The organism is Streptomyces uncialis (assembly GCF_001905345.1).
Classification (GTDB): Bacteria; Actinomycetota; Actinomycetes; order Streptomycetales; family Streptomycetaceae; genus Streptomyces; species Streptomyces uncialis.
The window spans coordinates 264,878-284,760 of the sequence record NZ_LFBV01000005.1; the positions used below are offsets into that span (position 1 = coordinate 264,878).

The 19,883-nt window shown below is 72.4% G+C and carries 15 protein-coding genes and 1 pseudogene; 9 read left to right on the top strand and 7 right to left on the bottom strand.

What is annotated here, in order from left to right; all coding sequences use genetic code 11:
- Positions 1 to 213: 213 nt before the first annotated feature.
- From AB852_RS21450 to ybaK, 4 genes are all read left to right on the top strand, one after another.
- Positions 214 to 1,734: an oxidoreductase gene (locus tag AB852_RS21450; RefSeq protein WP_073791683.1), complete on the top strand. Its 1,521-nt coding sequence runs from the start codon at positions 214 to 216 to the stop codon at positions 1,732 to 1,734.
- A 364-nt stretch (positions 1,735 to 2,098) separates the two neighbouring features.
- Positions 2,099 to 3,133: a hypothetical protein gene (locus tag AB852_RS21455; protein WP_178391082.1), complete on the top strand. Its 1,035-nt coding sequence runs from the start codon at positions 2,099 to 2,101 to the stop codon at positions 3,131 to 3,133.
- Positions 3,134 to 3,144: 11 nt separating this feature from the next.
- Positions 3,145 to 3,885 carry an LON peptidase substrate-binding domain-containing protein gene (locus AB852_RS21460; RefSeq protein WP_073791685.1) on the top strand — a complete coding sequence of 247 codons (741 nt, stop codon included), beginning with the start codon at positions 3,145 to 3,147 and terminating at the stop codon, positions 3,883 to 3,885.
- A 166-nt stretch (positions 3,886 to 4,051) separates the two neighbouring features.
- Positions 4,052 to 4,552, top strand: coding sequence for a Cys-tRNA(Pro) deacylase (gene ybaK / locus AB852_RS21465; RefSeq protein WP_073791007.1), 501 nt, complete (start codon positions 4,052 to 4,054; stop codon positions 4,550 to 4,552).
- Positions 4,553 to 4,946: 394 nt separating this feature from the next.
- Here ybaK and AB852_RS21470 read toward each other — a convergent pair.
- The 4 genes and pseudogenes from AB852_RS21470 to AB852_RS21485 all read right to left on the bottom strand — a co-directional run.
- Positions 4,947 to 5,591 (bottom strand): annotated as a pseudogene (locus AB852_RS21470) (hypothetical protein); the annotation flags it as partial.
- Positions 5,592 to 5,625: 34 nt separating this feature from the next.
- Complete coding sequence (locus tag AB852_RS21475; protein ID WP_073791009.1) at positions 5,626 to 6,453, bottom strand: ABC transporter permease; 828 nt, start codon at positions 6,451 to 6,453, stop codon at positions 5,626 to 5,628.
- A gap of 156 nt (positions 6,454 to 6,609) precedes the next feature.
- Complete coding sequence (locus AB852_RS21480; RefSeq protein WP_399546528.1) at positions 6,610 to 7,632, bottom strand: ABC transporter ATP-binding protein; 1,023 nt, start codon at positions 7,630 to 7,632, stop codon at positions 6,610 to 6,612.
- Positions 7,633 to 7,810: 178 nt separating this feature from the next.
- Entirely contained in the window at positions 7,811 to 9,082 is a 1,272-nt protein-coding gene (locus tag AB852_RS21485) for an NYN domain-containing protein (RefSeq protein WP_178391083.1), read from the bottom strand.
- A gap of 238 nt (positions 9,083 to 9,320) precedes the next feature.
- On the opposite strand from AB852_RS21485, the gene AB852_RS21490 reads away from it, so the two are divergent.
- The gene (locus AB852_RS21490; RefSeq protein WP_245876865.1) at positions 9,321 to 9,575 is read left to right on the top strand and encodes a hypothetical protein; all 255 of its coding nucleotides are present in this window, start codon (positions 9,321 to 9,323) and stop codon (positions 9,573 to 9,575) included.
- Between the two features lie 160 nt (positions 9,576 to 9,735).
- On the opposite strand, the gene dnaE is transcribed toward AB852_RS21490, so the two are convergent.
- Positions 9,736 to 13,275, bottom strand: a complete 3,540-nt coding sequence (gene dnaE / locus AB852_RS21495) for a DNA polymerase III subunit alpha (protein WP_073791073.1) — start codon at positions 13,273 to 13,275, stop codon at positions 9,736 to 9,738.
- A 335-nt stretch (positions 13,276 to 13,610) separates the two neighbouring features.
- Here dnaE and AB852_RS21500 point away from each other — a divergent pair, with 335 nt between their 5' ends.
- The 4 genes from AB852_RS21500 (at position 13,611) to AB852_RS21515 (ending at position 18,084) form a co-directional block, all read left to right on the top strand.
- A complete protein-coding gene (locus tag AB852_RS21500) occupies positions 13,611 to 14,957 on the top strand; it encodes a DUF2252 domain-containing protein (RefSeq protein WP_073791076.1) in 1,347 nt (448 codons plus the stop codon).
- Between the two features lie 158 nt (positions 14,958 to 15,115).
- Complete coding sequence (locus AB852_RS21505; RefSeq protein ID WP_073791689.1) at positions 15,116 to 15,805, top strand: hypothetical protein; 690 nt, start codon at positions 15,116 to 15,118, stop codon at positions 15,803 to 15,805.
- A gap of 79 nt (positions 15,806 to 15,884) precedes the next feature.
- Positions 15,885 to 16,703, top strand: coding sequence for a thioredoxin domain-containing protein (locus tag AB852_RS21510; protein WP_073791078.1), 819 nt, complete (start codon positions 15,885 to 15,887; stop codon positions 16,701 to 16,703).
- A gap of 175 nt (positions 16,704 to 16,878) precedes the next feature.
- Positions 16,879 to 18,084, top strand: coding sequence for a mechanosensitive ion channel family protein (locus AB852_RS21515; RefSeq protein ID WP_079184826.1), 1,206 nt, complete (start codon positions 16,879 to 16,881; stop codon positions 18,082 to 18,084).
- Between the two features lie 34 nt (positions 18,085 to 18,118).
- Here the strand turns inward: AB852_RS21515 and AB852_RS21520 are convergent, their stop codons facing one another.
- Together AB852_RS21520 and lspA are read right to left on the bottom strand one after the other, a co-directional pair.
- Complete coding sequence (locus AB852_RS21520; RefSeq protein WP_073791081.1) at positions 18,119 to 19,060, bottom strand: RluA family pseudouridine synthase; 942 nt, start codon at positions 19,058 to 19,060, stop codon at positions 18,119 to 18,121.
- 70 nt (positions 19,061 to 19,130) lie between these two features.
- Positions 19,131 to 19,775 carry a signal peptidase II gene (lspA, locus tag AB852_RS21525; RefSeq protein WP_073791083.1) on the bottom strand — a complete coding sequence of 215 codons (645 nt, stop codon included), beginning with the start codon at positions 19,773 to 19,775 and terminating at the stop codon, positions 19,131 to 19,133.
- Positions 19,776 to 19,883 lie beyond the last annotated feature (108 nt).

Below are 19,883 nucleotides of genomic sequence, written 5' to 3' on the forward strand. Positions count from 1 at the left end.
GGCACGGCGGATCAACGGCACCACGGATCGGCGGCGGCGACCGCGCCGGACCGTCGGCGCCACCGCACGACCGGCACGGCGAACAGTGACGACAGGACGACACGAACCACGGAACGAGGGAACGGGGGGCCGGGAGGAGGCACGGTGGTGGTCGACAGCGAGGGTACGACGACCGGGGTAGGTGACCCGCCGGACGGGCTCACCGCGGCCGAGATGGGCATGTGGCAGGCGTTCCGCAACGGCAGCCGCTACGACCTGCGCGCGGGCGATCCGATCGTGGACGATCCGCACGGCGGCCACCCCTGGGGCCCGGAGCGGACCGTCCGGGCGCGGATCGTGTGCTGGCTGCTGCTGGACGGGCCGCCGCCGCTGCCCGGCCGGGTCGCCTCCCTGAAGCTCGCGGGCGTGCTGATCGCGGGCACCCTCGACCTCGCGGGCGGCACCGTCGAGCCCTATGTGGAGCTGGACCGCTGCCGCTTCGGCGGCGAGGTGCTGGTGCCCGAGGCCCGCTTCGCGACCCTGCGGCTGGTCGACTGCGCGGTCCCCCGGCTGGAGGCGGCCCGGCTGCACACGGAGGGCGATCTGCATCTGCCGCGCTGCCGCTTCCAGCACGGCATCCGGATGACGGACGCGCAGATCGGCACGGATCTGCTGCTGAACCAGGCCGTGGTCTACGGCGACCGGCGCGGCCGGGCGATCGTCGCGGACGGGGTGTCGGTCGGCCAGGACCTCCAGGCCGAGCTGATGGAGGCGTACGGCGAGCTGAGCCTGCGCGGTGCGCAGATCGGCGTCTCGCTGAGCCTGCGCGGCAGCAGGCTGGCCAATCCGTACGGCGACCGCGCGCTGAACGCCCCGCAGCTCACGGTGGAGCGTTCGCTGTACCTGACCCCGGCGAGCGTCACGGACCCCGTCGCGAACAGCGGCGTCACCCCCGCGCGCGGGACCCGCGTCCAGCGCTTCGAGTGCCGGGGCGGCATCCGGCTGGACGACGGCCGGTTCGGGGACGCGGTGGACCTCGCGGGCGCCCGGTTCGCCCTGACCGACCGCCAGGAACTGTCGCTGCGCCGGGTTCACACCCCCGAGCTGCGGTTCCTCGGCGAACGCCCCGAGCGGGGGCGGGTCGTCCTGTCGGGCGCCCGGGTGGTCAACCTCGTCGACCGCTCCACCAGCTGGCCGGGGCCCGGCCGCCTCCAGATGGGCGGCTTCGGCTACGAGCATCTGGTGCCGACCGGCAGCTTCCCGCTGGCCCGGCGGCTGGAGTGGGTCGCGGCGGCCACCCCCGAGTACCACCCGGAGCCCTACGAACGGCTCGCGGCGGTCCTGCGGGACAGCGGTGAGGACGCCGAGGCCCGCCGGGTGCTGCTCGCCAAGCAGCGGCGGCGGCGCGAGACCCTGCCGGTCGGGGCGAAGCTCTGGGGCTACGCGCAGGACTGGACGGTGGCGTACGGATACCGTCCGGGCCGGGCCGCGGTGTGGATGGCGGTGCTGTGGGGCGCCTGCGCGGTGGCGTTCTCCCGGGCCGAGCCGCAGCCCCTGAAGCCGGGCGAGCACCCGGAGTGGAGCGCCTCGATCTTCGCCCTCGATCTGCTGATCCCGGTGATGGACCTCGGCCAGGACGGTCACTGGCGGTTGTCCGGGGTGTGGCAGTGGCTGGCCACCGCGATGATCATGCTGGGCTGGGTCCTGGCCACGGCGGTCGCGGCGGGCGCCACCCGGTTGCTGCACCGGGGCTGAGACGGACCGCACCGGGCCGAGCCGGGTACGGGGCGCACCGGGGCCGCGGCGGGCCGTACCCGGACCGCGGCGGGGCTGGAGACGGGCTGCGGCGGGGCTGGAGACCGGGGCCGAACGGGGCGCCCCGGCGGGGCGCCCCGGGCCGGGCCGAACGTACCCGCCGCCGCCCGCCACGGGTACGACCGCACCCGGCCGATGCCTGGCCGAAGTCCGCCGGATGCCCGGTCCGCACGTAATCCGCACACGGCCCGCACCCCGCCCCCGCTCCGGTTTTGCCGGGACTTGACCAAGCGGGAGGCAACCCCGGGGCGGTTACGAAACCGTCACCCCGCAGCCCTGGCGCGGCCCCGACCTGCGGTTTTCAATGGTTTGGACCATGGCTCTGCTGCGTGCCCTCATCCGTACCGCCCGGATGGCCCGACACACCGCTTCGCTCGCCGCGGGACTGCCCGCCGACGAGGAGGTCCTCCTCGACGCTCCCGACGATCGGCTCGGCCCCGCGCTGGTGGCCGCCGGACGCGGCGAGTACGAGCCCGCCGCGAAACTCCTGGCCCTGACCCGGGAGCGCGCGGAGTGGGAGAACCGCGACCGGTACGTCATGCGGCTCGCCACCTTCGCGTGCTCACGGCCCGAGTGGTTCGAGCACTGGCGGCGGACCGAACCGGACGATCCGGACATGCTGCTGCTGCGCGCCGAACAGGCCGTCGCCCGGGGCTGGGCCGCCCCCGCCCGCGCCGAACAGCTGGGCGCCGCGACACCGCTCGTCACCGCCGCCGCCCAGGGCGACCCCCGCGACCCCGTGCCCTGGCGGGTCGCCCTCGACCAGGCCCGGGGCACCGGGGCGCCGCCCGCCCGCTTCGAGGCGCTGTGGGGCGAGGCCGTCCGCCGCTCCCCGCACCACTACGGCTGCCATGTGGCCGCGCTGCGCTTCCTCGCCACCGCGGGCGGCCGGTCGCACGACCAGTGCTTCGACTTCGCCGAACGCGCCGCGCAGGACGCCCTGCCGGACTCCCTCGTCCAGGCGCTCCCCCTACGGGCCGCGCTCGGGCATCTCACGGCGTCCACGGGGCCCGGCGCGCCCGGTCCCGTCCCCCGGGCCCGGCTGGACTCCGCCGCCGACCTCGCGGCCGCCCTGTCCGGCCGGTACGCCGTCGCCGACCCCTGGCCCGCCGAGGTGCGCAACGTCCTGGTCTGTGTGCTCGTCCGGCTGGAACGCTGGCCCGAGGCCCTGGTCCAGCTGGGGCGGACCGGCCCGTACGCGACCTCGTTCCCCTGGGACCGTTTCTCCGACGATCCGCTCGGCCAGTTCCTCGAACTGCGCGACGGTGTACGGATCGAGGTGGCCGCGTCGACCCCGCTGCGCGGCCGGCGCGGACGCGATGCCTCCGGCGGCCACTAGGCTTGTACGTCGTGACCACCGTCCGGCTGCCGCTCTTCCCGCTCAACTCGGTGCTGTTCCCGGGTCTCGTCCTGCCCCTGAACATCTTCGAGGAGCGCTATCGCGCCCTGATGCGCGATCTCCTCAAGATCCCCGAAGGGGAACCCCGCCGCTTCGCCGTCGTCGCCATCCGCGACGGCCACGAGGTCGCGCCCAGCGCGCAGGGGCTCCCCGACCAGACCGCGGTACCCGAGCGCGGACCCACCGCGGGCTTCGGCGACGACCCGCTGAAGGCGTTCCACTCGGTGGGCTGCATCGCCGACGCCGCGACCGTCCGGGAACGCGCCGACGGCGGGTTCGAGGCGCTCGCCACCGGCACGACCCGGGTCCGGCTGCTCTCCGTCGACGCGTCCGGACCGTTCCTGACCGCCGAGCTGGAGGAACTGGAGGAGGAACCGGGCGACGAGGCGGGCGCCCTCGCCGAAGGGGTGCTGCGGGCGTTCCGCGCCTATCAGAAACGGCTGGCGGGGGCCCGGGAGCGGTCCCTTTCGACGGGGGCCGACCTCCCCGACGAGCCGTCCGTGGTGTCCTATCTGGTCGCCGCCGCGGCGGTCCTGGACACCCCCACCAAGCAACGGCTGCTCCAGGCCCCGGACACCGCGTCCCGGCTCCGTGACGAACTGCGGCTGCTGCGCGGGGAGAGCGCGATCATCCGCAATCTGCCGTCGCTGCCCGCGGTGGACCTGACCCGCTCCCCCACCAGCCTGAACTGACCCCGCGTCGCGCCACCACCCGTACGACGAGCGGCGCGACGCGGCACCACGTACCCGCCGTCCCGTACTCAGCTCCACGTACCCGGCACCGCACAGCCACCGTCACGCACCCAGCACCCAGCACCCAGCACCGAGCACCGAGCACCGAGCCGAAGCGAAGGGCCCGATGGCGAAGAAGTCCAGGAAGCAGCAGCCGGGCGGCACCCCCGCGACCGTGGCGCTCACTGCGGCGGGGACCGTGTTCACCGTCCACACGTACGAACACGACCCCGCCCATCCGTCGTACGGCGAGGAGGCCGCCGAGGCGATGGGGGTGTCGCCGGAGCGGGTGTTCAAGACCCTGGTGGCGGAGGTGGACGGGGAGCTGACGGTGGCGGTGGTGCCGGTCGCCGGGACCCTCGATCTGAAGGCCCTCGCCTCGGCGGTCGGCGGCAAGAAGGCCACCATGGCCGATCCGGTCGCGGCCGAGCGGGTCACCGGGTACGTCCGGGGCGGGATCTCCCCCCTCGGCCAGCGCAAACGGCTCCGTACCGTCCTTGACGCGTCGGCCGGCGCGCACCCCACGATCTGTGTCTCGGCGGGCCGCCGGGGCCTGGAGGTCGAACTGGCCCCCGCGGATCTGGCGGCCCTGACGGGTGCGGCGCTGGCCCCCATCGGCCGGGGCTGACCCGGGCGGACCGGGAGTGCGGTCGGAACCCGCCGTGCGCGGACCCTGGACGGACCGGTCGCCTTGCGTTAAGTACCGAGGACATGTCGAAGAGGACGCGGAAGCGGAAGTGGCGTATCCGGAAACGGCGTGCCAACCACGGACGGCGGCCCGCCTGAGCCGCCCCGACGAGCACCCGGGAGCCCGGCCGGTGACGGACGCGGCACCGGGCCCCTGACCGGCCCCTCCCGCCGGGAGCGGAGGGTCAGGGGCGCCCCGGGCGGGGGTCCTCCGGCGGGGCGTGGGGCGAGCGGTCCTGGTGGTCCGCCGGGGGCGTGTCCTCGGGCTGCGGGCCGGGCGGGGCGGTCTGCCCCCAGCCGCCGGGCGGGTGCCCGGGGCCCTGGCCGGAGCCGTCGGCGGGCGGCGGTCCGTACGGGCCGTAGGCGTGGAGATCGGCGTACGGGTCCGGGTCGCGGGGGCCGAACAGCGCCGTCAGACAGAGATGGACGAGCATCGCGGTGACGGGCCACACCAGCAGCGCCCCGCGGGCCTCCAGCTTCAGCGGCGCGTCGAAGGTGACGCCCTTGCCGACCTCCTTGGCATGGGCGACCACGTCCTGCGCGGGACCGAGCCAGACCCCGAGCCGCCAGGCCAGCAGGGCCCCGAGCAGTCCGCCGACGGCGAGTCCGGCGACCAGCGGGATACCGCCGCGTCTGCGCACCAGGAACACCACCAGCGCGCTCAGCGCGCCGAAGCCGACCGCCAGCAGGGTGAACGTCCCGTCGATCCCGATGGCCTGTTCGCCCTCGGTGTCCCCCAGATAGACCGCGTCGGAGTCCGCGACGAGCGGCACCCGCGGCGCGAGCCACAGCCAGAGCAGCCCGAGCAGCGCCCCGGCGGCGGCGACCGCCGCCATGATCACGGCGGCCTCACGCAGTTCGGCGCGTATCCCGGGACCCTCGTCCTGGCCGTACGCCACAGGGGGTCCGGAACTCGGGGTCCCCCAGCCCCCCACTGAGTGCGGCTGGTGGTGGGGCGGCGGAGTCAGCGGTGCGGTCACCCTGACATCGTGCCAGTCCGGCGGGGATCCCGCGTCATCGGACGGCGGCCCGGCGGTAGGCCCAGGTGGCGACCGCGAGGGACAGCACCCCGACCACCGCGCAGACCGCGAGATGGAGTCCGACGACGGCCCAGTCGGGGTCGGCCGCGAAGGTCCGGGCGAACGCCTCGACCCCGTAGGTCGACGGCAGCAGATCACGGCCGTACTGGACGGCCGAGGGCAGCCGCTCCGGCGGCAGCACCCCGAGCAGCAGGGCCGCGGACATGCCCAGCTGGCCGAGCAGGGTGGCCAGTTCGGGGCGCGGCGCGAGCAGTCCGAGGGCGGCGCCGAGCCCGGCGAGGGCGGCCCCGGCGAGCGGGACCACGGCGGCCAGCACCCACAGATGGGTGAGCGGGAGCTGGAAGAGGAAGCAGCCCGCGACGGCGGTGACGAAGGTGCCGGGCACGGTGAAGGAGGCGTACGCGGCGGCGGCGCCGAGGACCACGGCGGCGGGCGGCACCGGCAGGGTCGCGTAGTGGTCGAGCCCGCCGTCGGCGCGCAGCCGTCCGAAGTACTGGGCGAGGAGGTTCAGCGCGACGAACGCGACGACGAGGACGCTGGAACCGGCGACGACCGCGCGGGCCTCGTCACCCCCGTCGACGACCCCCCGCATCAGGACCATGATCCCGATGGACTGGAAGGTCGCGACGAACAGCAGCGGGATACGGGCGACCCGGGCCCGGGAGAGCTGGGCGCGGTAGACGGCGGCCAGCGAGGGCAGCAGCCGGGCGCGGGGCGCGAGCTCTGCGGGGGCCGAGCGGGTCGCGGGACGCGGCGGCGCGGTCCGGCGGCCGGACAGCACCTCGGCGGGTACGACAGTCACGTGGTGAGGCTCCTGTTCCTGACGACGTGCGGCACGGCGTCCATGGTGGCCCGGACGGACGGCGCTGTGGGCGGCCTCATGTACGGCCGCCCGGTCGGCGGGCGCGGTACGGGGCCGGGCCCGGCCCGGGGGCCGGGGCACGGGCGGATCGGCGGGTCACAGCTTCACCAGGCCCTCTGCGGCGGTGTCGCTGCCGCCGAGCGCCAGATAGACGTCCTCCAGGCTGGGCGTCGCGAGGGTGAAGTCGTCGAGGGCGGCGAACGCGGCGCCGCCGGTCACCGCGGCGACCGCGGCACGGGCCTCGTCGGGGGCGAGACGCAGCACCCAGCGGCGGCCGTGCAGGGTCGCGGAGGAGCGCAGCGCGGCGACCTCCGGGATGTCCAGGGGCGCGCGTTCCCGCCAGACGAGCTCGACGCGTACCTCCCCGGCGACCCGTTCCTTGAGTCCGCCGGGGGTGTCGCAGGCGATGACCCGGCCCCGGTCGAGGACGGCGACCCGGTCGAGGACCGTCTCCGCCTCGATGACGTTGTGGGTGACCAGCAGGACGGTGGTGCCGTGTTCGGCGCGGCGGCGGTCGATCGCGGCCCAGACCGCGCGCCGGGCGATGGGGTCCATGGCGGTGGTGGGCTCGTCGAGCACCAGCAGCGGGCGTTCGCCGACGAGCGCGGCGGCGACACAGGCGAGCCGCCGCTGGCCGCCGGAGAGCCGGGCGAGCGGGCGGGACGCGAGGGCGGTGAGGCCCAGTTCTTCGAGGACCGTGTCGCGGGCGGCGCGGGCGGCCCGCAGTTCGAGGCCGCGCAGCCGGGCGGTGGTCTCCGCGGCGAGGGAGACGGTCAGCTCGTCCAGGGCGCTGGACTCCTGGCCGAGGTAGGCGAGGATACGGGCGGCGCGTTCGGGGTGGCGGACGATGTCGTGGCCCAGGATCTCGACGGCGCCGGAGTCGGGCCGCATCAGTCCGGTGAGCTGGCGTACCAGGGTGGACTTACCGGCGCCGTTGGGTCCGAGCAGGCCGAAGATCTCGCCGCGCCGGATGTCGAGGCGGACCCGGTCGGTGGCCCGTACCTCGGGGGTGCCGGGGGCTCCGCGCCGGCCTCGGCTGGCGGGGTACGTCTTCACCAGGTCGCGCACCACGCACACCACATCGCCGATGTGTTCCGGGTGTGCGGGGCGCGTACTCACGAAGAGGGAGCCTACGGGGTGCCGGGAGGGCGCTATGCCTCCGGGGTGCACAAGGCGGTCCGCGGGAGGATCGGCGGGACACCGGGCGCGGGCGTCCGGCGCGGGCGGGCCGGGGCCCGTCGCCGGGCCCCGGGGGCGGGTCCGTGCGGCGCCGCCGCGCCCCCGGTACGGGGTGGGGTCACTCGCCCGCCGGGGCGGGCTCGGGGGCGGTCCGGGCCTCGACCTCCCGCCAGAACCCGGCCCGGATGGCGTACCGGTCGTGCTCGTCGATCTGGTCGTCCTTGTGGGCGAGGAGACCGAAGCGGGCGGCGTACCGGAGCAGTTCCCCGTCGATGCGGTGCGGGACCCGGGGGTAGAGGGTGGACAGCCGCTGGAGGGCGGCCGGTTCGGGCAGCCGGGCCATCCAGCGGCGGGCGAAGACCTGGCCGACCTCGTAGGGGTCGCCGCCGACGGTGGTGATGTCCTCCTCGCGGTCCGCCCAGCGCTGCTCGGCGGTGGTGACCTGGGCGAGGGTCGGCAGCGACGCGGCGTCGGCGGGCTCGGAGACCGTGCCGGGGCGGTCCACCCAGCCCTTGTCGGAGGACCAGCGCAGGGTGGCCCCGGCGGGCTGGGGCTGCGCCCCCGGTACGGGGTGGGTCCCCGGGGCGCGCAGCGCGGCGAGGTCCTTCGGGGTGGGGACGCCCTTGGGCGCGCCCCGGTCGGCGGCGCCGTTGCCGTGGGTGACGCCGTTGCTGTCGCGGGGCGGGGCGGGGTGCGGGGGGTCGGCGGGGCCGTCGCCGGGGTGGGGGCGGCCGGTGGCGGTCCGGTCGGGAGCGGACTCCGGCAGCGGGGCGGAGAGGATGGCGGCGATCTCGGGCCGGGGCACGGGCGGCGGGGCGCAGATCCCGGTGGTGTCCTTGGCGCGGACGGCCCGGGTGATCCAGATCCGGTCGAGGACGCGGCGTTCGTCGGCCTCGGCGACCAGGTCCTCGGACTGGTTGTAGTCGCCGTCGGCGGCCTGGAGGGCCCACAGATGGACGGCGACCCCGTGTTCCTTGGCGGCCATCATGCCGGGCAGCAGATCGCCGTCGCCGGTGACCAGGACGATGTCGGAGCAGGCGCGGTTGCGGGCCAGCTCGGTCAGTTCGGCGTGCATGGCCGCGTCGACGCCCTTCTGGGCCCAGCGGCCGTCGCTGCGGGTCAGCGCGCCGAGCCGGACGGTGACCCGGGACATCACGCGCAGTCTGCGGTGCTCGGGCTGCGGTACGCGGTCGGGGGCGCCGTCGAACCAGTAGATACGCAGCAGCGGGCGTCCGGTGTCCTGCTCGGCGCGCTCACGCAGGCCCTGGATCAGGGCGGTGTGATCGACGGTGATCCGGGATCTCGACGGTTCCCCGGCGAGGAGACTCGCGGCGGCCCCCAGCAGATATCCGGCGTCCACCAGGACGACACAGCGGTCCACGCGATCCACCCTCTTTCCTGAACTGTCCCTGAATCCTGCATCGGGGTGTCCCGAAAGTGGCCCTTCAGGACGGCGGAACTTCGGACTCCCGCGTCTCCTCTACCTTCGCGGGCGCGCGTCGGGTTTCTCAGACCTGCTTGGAGTCTGCCCGACCCCGGGGGGCTTAACGGCCCGAACTCGATCTTCGGCGTGGCGGATTCGCCCATAACGCCCCGACGCGCCTTGTCACCCAGGGTAATTCTCCGACATGCGCGCTTTGTCCGCCTATGTGAATCTGGTCGCGGCTCTGGACCCCGGATCCCCCTCAGGAGGCATCACCATGGCCAAGAACAAGCACCGCAAACACGGCGGCCAGCAGCAGGACCGTTCGTCGGCCGCCGAGCAGAGCGCGGAGGAGGCACGGCGCAGCTCGCTGGAGTCCCAGACGGAGCAGCGCGGCTCCCAGGTCACTCCTGGTGACGTGGCCCGGAAGGGCAGGCAGAAGCGATTCGGCCACAACTGACCCCCCGGGGTCGCCACCGCATCGAAGAGGGGCGCGTCCGGGTGTACCGGACGCGCCCCTCTCGTGCATCGTGCGCGGGCGTGACCGTGCCCCGCGCTCAGTTCTTCAGCCCCTCAGGACCTCAGCCCTTCAGCCCTCGGGCCCTCAGCCGCTCAGTCCCTCAGCCCGCGAGGCAGGACGGGCCGAGGAGGACCTTCAGATCGCCGAAGAGCGCGGGGTCGGGCTGCACCCGGTGGCGGTCCAGTCGCAGGACGGTGGTCGAGCGGGCGCCCAGGAGCTTGATCCGTACCTCGCTGTTGCCCTTGTGGTGGCTGAGGATCTCCCCCAGCCTGCTGACCATCGGCGGGGTGACCTTCACGGTCGGGATGGTGATCACGACGGCGGCGTCGGTCCCGGCGTTCGACAGATCGGGCACCATCAGCTCCATGGCGACCAGCCGGGGCACGTCCTCCCGCTTGTCGAGCCGTCCCTTGACGAAGACGACCGCGTCCTCGACGAGTTGGGTGGAGACGAGCTGGTAGGTGGCGGGGAAGAACATGCACTCGATGGAGCCCGCGAGGTCCTCGACGGTGGCGATCGCCCAGGCGTTGCCCTGCTTGGTCATCTTGCGCTGGAGGCCGGAGATGATGCCGCCGATGGTGACGACCGCGCCGTCGCTGTGCTCACCGCCGGTGAGCTGGGAGATAGACGCGTCCGCCTTGTCCGACAGCACATGCTCGATACCGAACAGCGGGTGGTCGGAGACATAGAGGCCGAGCATCTCGCGTTCCTGGGCGAGCAGATAGGTCTTCTCCCACTCGTCGGGCGAGAACTCCACGTCGAGGCCGAAGCCGGGCTCGTCACCCGCGTCGTCGCCCATGCCGCCGAAGAGGTCGAACTGCCCCTCGGCCTCCTTGCGCTTGACCTGGACGACATTGTCGATCATCGGTTCGTACTGCGCGGTGAGGCCCTTGCGGGTGTGCCCCATGGTGTCGAAGGCGCCGGCCTTGATCAGGGACTCGGTGGTGCGCTTGTTGCAGACGACCGCCTCGACCTTGTCGAGGTAGTCGGGGAACGACGCGTACTTCCCCTTCGCCTTGCGGCTGCGGATGATCGAGTCCACGACGTTCGAGCCGACGTTGCGCACGGCGTTCAGCCCGAAGAGGATCACGTCGTCACCCTGGGCGGCGAAGTTCGACATGGACTCGTTGACGTTGGGCGGCAGCACCTTGATGCCCATCCGGCGGCATTCGTTGAGGTAGACCGCGGACTTGTCCTTGTCGTCCTTCACCGAGGTGAGCAGTCCGGCCATGTACTCGGCCGGGTAGTTGGCCTTGAGGTACGCCGTCCAGTACGAGACGAGTCCGTACGCGGCGGAGTGGGCCTTGTTGAACGCGTATCCGGCGAACGGCACCAGGACGTCCCACAGGGCCTGGATGGCCTCGTCGCTGTACTCGTTCTTCCGGGCACCGGCCTGGAAGATCGTGAAGTTCTTCGCCAGTTCCTCGGGCTTCTTCTTGCCCATCACGCGGCGCAGGATGTCGGCCTCGCCGAGGGAGTACCCGGCGATGATCTGCGCGGCCTTCTGCACCTGCTCCTGGTACACGATCAGACCGTGGGTGACATCGAGGATCTCCCGCAGCGGCTCTTCGAGCTCCGGGTGGATCGGGGTGATGTCCTGCTGGCCGTTCTTGCGCAGGGCGTAGTTGGTGTGCGAGTTCATGCCCATCGGGCCCGGCCGGTACAGGGCGGACACGGCGGAGATGTCTTCGAAGTTGTCGGGCTTCATCAGCCGCAGCAGGGACCGCATGGGTCCGCCGTCGAACTGGAAGACGCCGAGGGTGTCGCCCCGGCCGAGGAGTTCGAAGGTCTTGGGGTCGTCGAGCGCGAGCCCCAGGAGGTCGATGTCGATGCCCTTGTTGGACTTCACCATCTTGACGGCGTCGTCCATGATCGTGAGGTTGCGCAGTCCGAGGAAGTCCATCTTCAGCAGGCCGAGCGACTCACAGCTCGGATAGTCCCACTGGGTGATGGTGACCTGGTCGGAGTGGCGCACCCAGACGGGGACGTGGTCGGTGATCCGCTCGCTGGACATGATGACGCCGGCGGCGTGGACGCCCATCTGCCGGACCAGGCCCTCCACCCCGCGCGCGGTGTCGATGACCTTCTTCACGTCCGGCTCGTTCTCGTACATCCCCCGGACCTCGCCCGCCTCGGAGTAGCGGGGGTGGGCCGGGTCGAGGATGCCGGAGAGCGGGATGCCCTTGCCGAGGACGTCGGCGGGCATGGCCTTGGTGATGCGGTCGCCCATGGCGTACGGGTAGCCGAGGACGCGGGCGGAGTCCTTGATGGCGTTCTTCGCCTTGATCGTGCCGTACGTACCGATCATGGCGACCTTGTCGGCGCCGTACTTCTCGGTGACGTACCGGATCACCTCGACGCGCCTGCGCTCGTCGAAGTCGATGTCGACATCGGGCATCGACACGCGCTCGGGGTTCAGGAACCGCTCGAAGATCAGACCGTGCGGGATGGGGTCGAGGTCGGTGATGCCCATCGCGTAGGCGACGATCGATCCGGCGGCGGAGCCACGGCCGGGGCCCACCGCGATGCCGTTGTTCTTGGCCCACATGATGAAGTCGGCGACGACGAGGAAGTACCCCGGGAACCCCATCTGGATGATGACGTCCATCTCGTACTCGACCTGCTTCTGCCGGTCGTCGGGCACACCGTCGGGGAAGCGGCGGTCCATACCGCGGCGCACTTCCTCCTGGAACCAGCTGACCTCGGTGTAGCCCTCGGGGATGTCGAACTTGGGCATGAGGTTCCGCTGCTGGAACATGCCCTCGGTGTTGATCTGCTCGGCGACGAGGAGGGTGTTGGCGCAGCCTTCCTGCCAGGCGTCGGAGGAGTCGATGGCGTACATCTCGTCGGTGGACTTGAGGTAGTAGCCGGTGCCGTCGAAGCGGAAGCGGTCGGGGTCGGAGAGGTTCTTGCCGGTCTGGATGCAGAGCAGCGCGTCGTGGGCGACGGCTTCGGAGGCGTGGGTGTAGTGGGAGTCGTTGGTGACGATCGGGGGGATGCCGAGTTTCTTCCCGATCTCCAGCAGCCCCTCGCGGACCCGGCGCTCGATCTCGATGCCGTGGTCCATCAGCTCCAGGAAGTAGCGGTCCTTGCCGAAGATGTCCTGGTAGTCGGACGCCGCCTTCAGCGCCTCGTCGAACTGCCCCAGCCGCAGCCGTGTCTGGAGCTCACCCGACGGACAGCCCGTCGAGGCGATCAGGCCCTCGGACCATTTCGAGATCGTCTCGCGGTCCATCCGGGGCCACTTCGTCAGCCAGCCCTCCGCGTACGCGTCCGAGGAGAGGCGGAACAGGTTGTGCAGCCCCGTCGCGTCCGCCGCCCAGATCGTCTTGTGGGTATAGCCACCCGAACCGGAGACGTCGTCCCGCTTCTGGTGCGGCTGGCCCCACTGGATCTTCCGCTTGTTGCGCCGGGACTCCGGCGCCACGTACGCCTCGATCCCGATGATCGGCGTGATGCCCGCCTTCGTCGCCTGATGGAAGAAGTCGTACGCCCCGTGCAGGTTCCCGTGGTCCGTCATCGCGATATGCGACATGCCCATGTCGTTGCACGCGTTGAACATGTCCTTCAACCGCGCCGCACCGTCCAGCAGCGAATACTGGGTGTGAACATGCAGGTGCGTGAACGGCGGTTTCGACACGGTACGGCCTCCAGCGGAAACGGTCGGCGACGGTCTGGGGGGACAGCGTGGAAGTCTACGTCTCCGCACTGACAGGAACGGGGCGCCCGCCGGTACGGTGCGGGGACGCGATCGGGTGGCGTCCCGGCCCCGGAACGCCGTCCACGGATGTCCGGGGCGGGCACTCCGAAGGCGTGTCGCGCGTTGACAGGACCGGGAGCGCGTACGGGGCCGGAAGGCCGCGGTGTGCGGTCCCGCCCCGCGCGCCCGGCAGCCCGGACACATCAGGCACCATGCGCACAGGCCCGCGCATCACCGCGCGAGCCCGACCGGTCCGTACCAGGAGGCACCCCCCGATGTCGGTTCAGCAGCCCCGCGCCGAGCAGCGCGGCGAGGAGATCCTCGCCGTCTTCGACACCGCATTCGGTGAGCTGCTGGCCGCCGACCCCGCCGCGTTCCGGGTGAAGTTCCGCAAGATGGCGTCCTCGGCGTTCGCCTTCTACCGCGGTACGGCGGCCCTCTTCTACCACGACCTGCACGCGGAGGGCGCGAGTGCCGCGAAGACCGCGAGCGGCCCGTACCTGGACGACCGCACCTCCCGGGTGTGGATCCACGGCGACCTGCACGCCGAGAACTTCGGCACGTACATGGACTCGCAGGGCAGGCTGATCTTCAACGTCAACGACTTCGACGAGGCGTACGTAGGCCCCTTCACCTGGGACCTCAAGCGGTTCGCCGGGTCGCTGGCGCTGATCGGGTACGCGAAGGCCCTGAGCGACGAGCAGATCACCGGCCTGGTGCGCACGTACGCGGCGGCCTACCGCGAGCGGGTCCACGCGCTGGCGACCGGCGCCAAGAGCGACGAGGTGCCGCCGTTCACCCTGGACACCGCGGACGGCCCGCTGCTGGGCGCGCTGCGGGTCGCCCGCTCGCTGACCCGCTTCGGCCTGCTCGACTCGATGACGGACATCCGTGACTTCGAGCGGCGCTTCGCCTCCGGGGGCGGCGCCATCGAGCTGGACGCGGCCACCCGGTACAAGGTCCTGGCCGCTTTCGACGGCTATCTGGAGACCCTGCCCGAGTCGTCGCTGACCCGCCCCGACTCGTACCGCGTCAAGGATGTCGTCGGCCGCCGGGGCATCGGCATAGGGTCCGCCGGCCTCCCCTCGTACAACATCCTGCTGGAGGGCAACAGCGACGCCCTGGAGAACGACGTCGTGATCTACCTCAAGCAGGCGCAGACCCCGGCGGTGTCCCGGCACATCACGGACCGGGCGATCCGCGAGTACTGGCAGCACGAGGGCCACCGCACGGTGATCTCCCAGCGGGCGCTCCAGGCGCACGCGGACCCGTGGCTGGGCTGGACCGAGCTGGACGGCTCGGGGCAGCTCGTCGCCGAGGTCTCCCCGTACGCGGTGGACCTGGACTGGTCCGACCTGGACGATCTGGACGAGATCACGACGGTCGTCGCGGACCTCGGCCGGGCCACGGCGACGATGCACTCCGCGGCGGACGACGAGAGCGGCCACTCGGAGCTGGTGCCGTTCTCCACCGAGCGCGCCATCGACGCGGCGATCGCCGCCGACGAGGACGGCTTCGCGGAGCTGCTGGTGGACTTCGCGCACAGCTACGGCGCGCGGGCCCGCGCCGACCACCAGACGTTCGTGGACCTCTTCCGCAACGGCCGCATCCCGGGCCTGTAGCACCGCCCGGCCGCCGTCGGTGGGGCGCGAGCGGGGCGGAATCGGCCCGCTCCCGCCCCACCGGCCGCACCGGGCCCCGCCGGGCCCACCGCTCCCCGCCGAACTCACAGGGACCCTTTAGGGCTCTCTTACCACCGCCCATGGGACACTCCTCCGCGATGGACATATCCGGTACCCCGATCAGAGCCGTACGCGCGGCGCTGTTCACGGCAGTCGTCGTGACGCTCTCCGTCGCGTCGCACGTGCTGCTGTCCGGGGTACCCCTGCCCCTGTCGACCACCGCGGTGGTCACGGCGGGCGTCTTCGTCCTCGCCTTCGCCCTCGCCGGGCGGCGGGAGCGCGGCTTCGGCCGGATCGCGGCACTGCTGGTGCCGCTGGAGCTGGCCTCGGACACCGTCTTCACCGCCGGGCAGCATGTCTGCTACGGCCGGGCGGGCGGTCCGGTCACCGGTGCGCTGCGCTCGGTGGGTCTGGACGTCCTGTGCCGCGGCGATGTGGGCACCCCGCTGGCCGGGATGGCCGCGGGCCCGCAGAACCGGGCGGCGGCCCTGCTGGCCGACGCGACCCCCGGCACCCCCTGGCTGCTGCTCGCCGCGCACATCGGGATCGGGCTGTTCGCCGCGGTCTGGCTGTGGCGCGGTGAGCGGGCGCTGGGGCAGCTGCTGCGCGCGGTGGCCGTCTGCACCTTCCGGCCGCTGCTGATCGCGGTCGCCGCGGTGACCGTGGCCCGGGAGCCCGGGCGCCCGCTGCCCGGCGCCGTCACCCGCGCGGTCCCCGTCGCCCGGCCCCGGCTGTGGGCGCACTCGGTGGGCCGCCGCGGCCCCCCTGCGGCCCCCGCCTTCGGCTGACCGCCGGCCACGTCCGGCATTCGCAGACCCCCTTCCGTACCCCGCCCCGAGCGGGTACGTCATGACACGGAGATCCCCCATGAGCAAGAGGAACACCCAGTCCGCGAAGACCGCGGCGCGCGAGCGGCTGCGCGTGGAGCGCGAGAAGCAGGCCAAGAAGGACAAGGCGAAGCGGCAGCTGGTCGTCGCCGGTGCGATCGTGGGTGTGCTCGCGATCGGCGCCGGTGCCGGTTACCTGATCATGCAGGCCGGCGAGCCCGACTACTGGAAGGCCGCGGCCAAGGACACCCTGGTCAAGCCCGCGAACTCGTCCGGTGAGAACGGCACCACGGTCGTCATCGGCGAGGACTCCGCGAAGAAGACCCTCAAGCTGTACGAGGACCCGCGCTGCCCGGCCTGCGCCTCCTTCGAGCAGGGCCTCGGCTCGACGATCGAGAAGGACGTCAAGGACGGCAAGTACAAGGTCCAGTTCATCGGCGCGACCTTCCTCGACAAGAGCCTGTCGGGTGAGGGCTCCCGCAACGCGCTCAGCGCGCTGGGCGCGGCGCTGAACGTCAGCCCCGAGGCGTTCCTGACCTACAAGTCGCAGCTCTACTCCGCGAAGTACCACCCGCAGGAGAGCAAGGACACCTTCAAGGAGGACTCGTACCTCATAGAGGTGGCCGACCAGGTCAAGGAGCTGAAGGGCAACAAGGAGTTCCAGAAGAACGTCAAGGAGGGGACCTACGACCGCTGGGCCCTGGAGATGGCGAAGACCTTCGACAAGAACAAGGACGAGGTCACGGGCACCCCGGCGCTGGTGATGGACGGCAAGAAGGTCACCGGGGCGAACGGCCAGGGCTCCCCCGGCTCGGTGGAGGAGTACAACGCGGCGATCGACCAGGCCCTCAAGGGCTGACACGTCCGCAGCGTCACGGGGACCGCGCGGTCCGGCCCGGGGGCATCGCCCCGGGCGCGTACCGCGCGGTCCCCGCGGCGTCTCCCCCGGCCGTACGTACCGGGCGGATGTGACATCCCCGACCCCGGCGGGGATCGCAGGTTCACGACGGCGGGTCCCGGTTACAAGCGCAGACATGGAGAACGTACTGCGACCCGCACTGGTCCTCGGCGGATCGGTCGTCCTCACCCTGCTGCTGGGGTGGGCGGTCGACCAACTGCTGCGCAGGGCCGACCGACGCCACCCGGAGACCCCCCTGTGGGGGCTGCTGCGCCGCTGCCGGGTGCCCCTCCAGGTCGTGCTGTGCGCGGCCCTGGTCCGCGGCGCCTACGGACAGGGCAGGCTGCTGGGGTCACCCTCGCCGGGCATGGCCCGGCTGCTGACCCTGGTGCTGATCGGGGCGACGGCATGGCTCATGATCCGGATGGCCGCGGCCGTCGTGGAGTCGACGTACGCCCGCTACGCGGGGGCGCGCCGCGATCCCGCGAGGGTGCGCCGGGTCCGTACCCAGGTGACCTTGATCCAGCGCGTCGTCACCGCCGTGGTGGGCGTGGTGGCGGTCGCGGCGATGCTGCTCACCTTCCCCCCGATGCGGGCCGCGGGTACCTCGCTGCTGGCCTCGGCGGGACTGCTGGGCATCGTCGCGGGTATCGCCGCGCAGTCCACGCTCGGCAATCTCTTCGCCGGGTTCCAGATCGCCTTCGGTGACATGGTGCGGCTGGGCGACACGGTCGTGGTCAACGAGGAGTGGGGCACCGTCGACGAGATCACCCTGACGTTCCTGACGGTCCGCACCTGGGACGAGCGGCGGATCACCATGCCGGTGTCGTACTTCACCAGCAAGCCCTTCGAGAACTGGTCCCGGGGCGGTATCCAGATGACGGGCACCGTCTTCTTCCATCTGGACCACAGCGCCCCGGTGGCCGAGATGCGCGAGAAGCTGCACGAGATCCTCAAGGGCTGCCCCGCGTGGGACCGCCGCGACCATGTGCTCGCCGTCACCGACTCCACCCCCACGACGATGGAGGTGCGTGCCCTGGTCACCGCGAAGGACGCCGACGACATCTGGACGGTACGGGTCGCGGTCCGCGAGCAGATGCTCCGCTGGCTCACCGACCACCACCCGTACGCCCTGCCCCACATCACCACGGCGACGGCGGCACCGGCCCCCGGCAGGCCGGACGGACCGGACGCCGTCGGGAGCGGCGGTGACGCCGGGCTCGTGAAGGACACGGTGCAGGACACCGCCCGGGAACACGAGGAGCCCGGCGGACGGACGACCGCCGGGCTGCCGCGAAGGGTGACCGCTCCGGAGAAGGACCTGAGCGAGCGCAGGCGCTAGGAGGAGCCGCGGGCGCCGGGTGGACCCGAGGGCCCTAGGAGGACTCGGCGCGGACGCGGTCGAGTGCCTGCTGGAGGTCCTCGGGGTATCCGCTCCCGAACTCGACCCAGCGGGCCTCGCCCGGGTGCTCGAAACCGAGCCGCACCGCATGCAGCCACTGACGGGTCAGCCCGAGCCGCTTGGACAGCGTGGGGTCCGCCCCATACGTCAGGTCACCGACGCAGGGGTGGCGGTGCGCGGCCATGTGCACCCGGATCTGATGGGTGCGGCCGGTCTCCAGCTTCACGTCCAGCAGCGAGGCCGCGCGGAACGCCTCGATCAGGTCGTAGTGGGTGACGGAGGGCTTGCCCTCGGCGACGACCGCCCACTTGTAGTCGTGCTGGGGGTGGCGCCCGACCGGGGCGTCGATGGTGCCGCTCATCGGGTCCGGGTGGCCCTGGACGAGCGTGTGGTAACGCTTGTCGACCGTCCGCTCCCGGAACTGCTGCTTCAGCGAGCTGTAGGCGTACTCCGACTTGGCGACGACCATCAGCCCGGACGTACCCACGTCCAGCCGGTGCACGATGCCCTGCCGCTCGGCCGCCCCGGAGGTGGAGATGCGGTACCCGGCGGCGGCCAGCCCGCCGATGACGGTGGGCCCCGTCCAGCCGGGGCTGGGGTGCGCGGCGACGCCGACGGGCTTGACGATCACCAGGATGTCGTCGTCGTCATGGATGATCTCCATGCCCTCGACGGGCTCGGCGACGACCTGCACGGGCGCGGGCGCCTGCGGCATCTCGACCTCCAGCCAGGCGCCGCCGTGGACCCGCTCGGACTTGCCGACCGCCGTGCCGTCGACCAGCACCTTGCCCGCGGCGGCCAGCTCCGCCGCCTTCGTACGGGAGAAGCCGAACATCCGGGAGATGGCGGCGTCGACGCGCTCGCCCTCCAGGCCGTCCGGCACGGGCAGGGTTCGGATCTCGGGAAGCGTGCTCACCCGTCGAGTATGCAGGACTCCGGCGGCCCCCCGGCCCGGCCGGAGTCCTGGCGGGGGCCGCGGGGCGCTGTCAGTCCTTGTGGACGGTCCCGTCCGGGTCCAGTCCCCGGAAGGACAGCAGCACGATCAGGATGCCGCCGCAGACGATCGCGGAGTCCGCGAGGTTGAAGACGGCGAAGTGCTTCGGCGCGATGAAGTCGACGACCGCGCCCTTGAACACCCCGGGCGAGCGGAAGATCCGGTCGGTGAGGTTGCCGAGCGCGCCGCCGAGCAGCAGCCCCAGGGCGATGGCCCACGGCGTGCTGTACAGCTTGCGGGCGAGCCGGGCGATCACCACGATCACCAGGGACGCGACCACCGTGAAGAACACCGTGTACGCCTCGCCGAAGCCGAAGGCGGCACCGGAGTTGCGGATCGCCTCGAAGCGCAGCCAGTCACCGATGACCTCGATCGGCTCATGGTGCTCCAGCCTGGCGACCACGATCAGCTTGGTGACGAGGTCGAACGCGTACGCCACCGCGGCCACCGCGAACAGCGCCATGATCCGCCGCTTGCCACGCGGGGCGGGGGTCTCCTCCGCGCCGTCGGTGCCCTCGGCACCGGCGGTGTCCCCCTCGACGGGTTCCCGTCCGCTGTTCCCGTCGTCGGGGGCCGGTCGAGCCCCGGACGGGTCCGGGATGTCCGGCGTACCGATGATGCGCTCCGCCTCTGCCACGTGAGTCCCTCAGCCTAGGTACCTGACTGAGGACGAGGGTACGGCACGGCATGACCGGCTGATCAGGCAAGGAGCGGTACGGGGCCGGGGCGGGACCGGGGCGGCGCG

Bases quoted from the DNA above. Each gene is read 5' to 3' on its own strand.
- AB852_RS21510 (WP_073791078.1), top strand. From the start codon at position 15,885: ATGAGCAAGAGGAACACCCAGTCCGCGAAGACCGCGGCGCGCGAGCGG.
- AB852_RS21505 (WP_073791689.1), top strand. From the start codon at position 15,116: ATGGACATATCCGGTACCCCGATCAGAGCCGTACGCGCGGCGCTGTTC.
- AB852_RS21515 (WP_079184826.1), top strand. From the start codon at position 16,879: ATGGAGAACGTACTGCGACCCGCACTGGTCCTCGGCGGATCGGTCGTC.
- ybaK (WP_073791007.1), top strand. From the start codon at position 4,052: ATGGCGAAGAAGTCCAGGAAGCAGCAGCCGGGCGGCACCCCCGCGACC.
- AB852_RS21500 (WP_073791076.1), top strand. From the start codon at position 13,611: ATGTCGGTTCAGCAGCCCCGCGCCGAGCAGCGCGGCGAGGAGATCCTC.
- AB852_RS21450 (WP_073791683.1), top strand. From the start codon at position 214: ATGGGCATGTGGCAGGCGTTCCGCAACGGCAGCCGCTACGACCTGCGC.
- AB852_RS21490 (WP_245876865.1), top strand. From the start codon at position 9,321: ATGCGCGCTTTGTCCGCCTATGTGAATCTGGTCGCGGCTCTGGACCCC.
- AB852_RS21455 (WP_178391082.1), top strand. From the start codon at position 2,099: ATGGTTTGGACCATGGCTCTGCTGCGTGCCCTCATCCGTACCGCCCGG.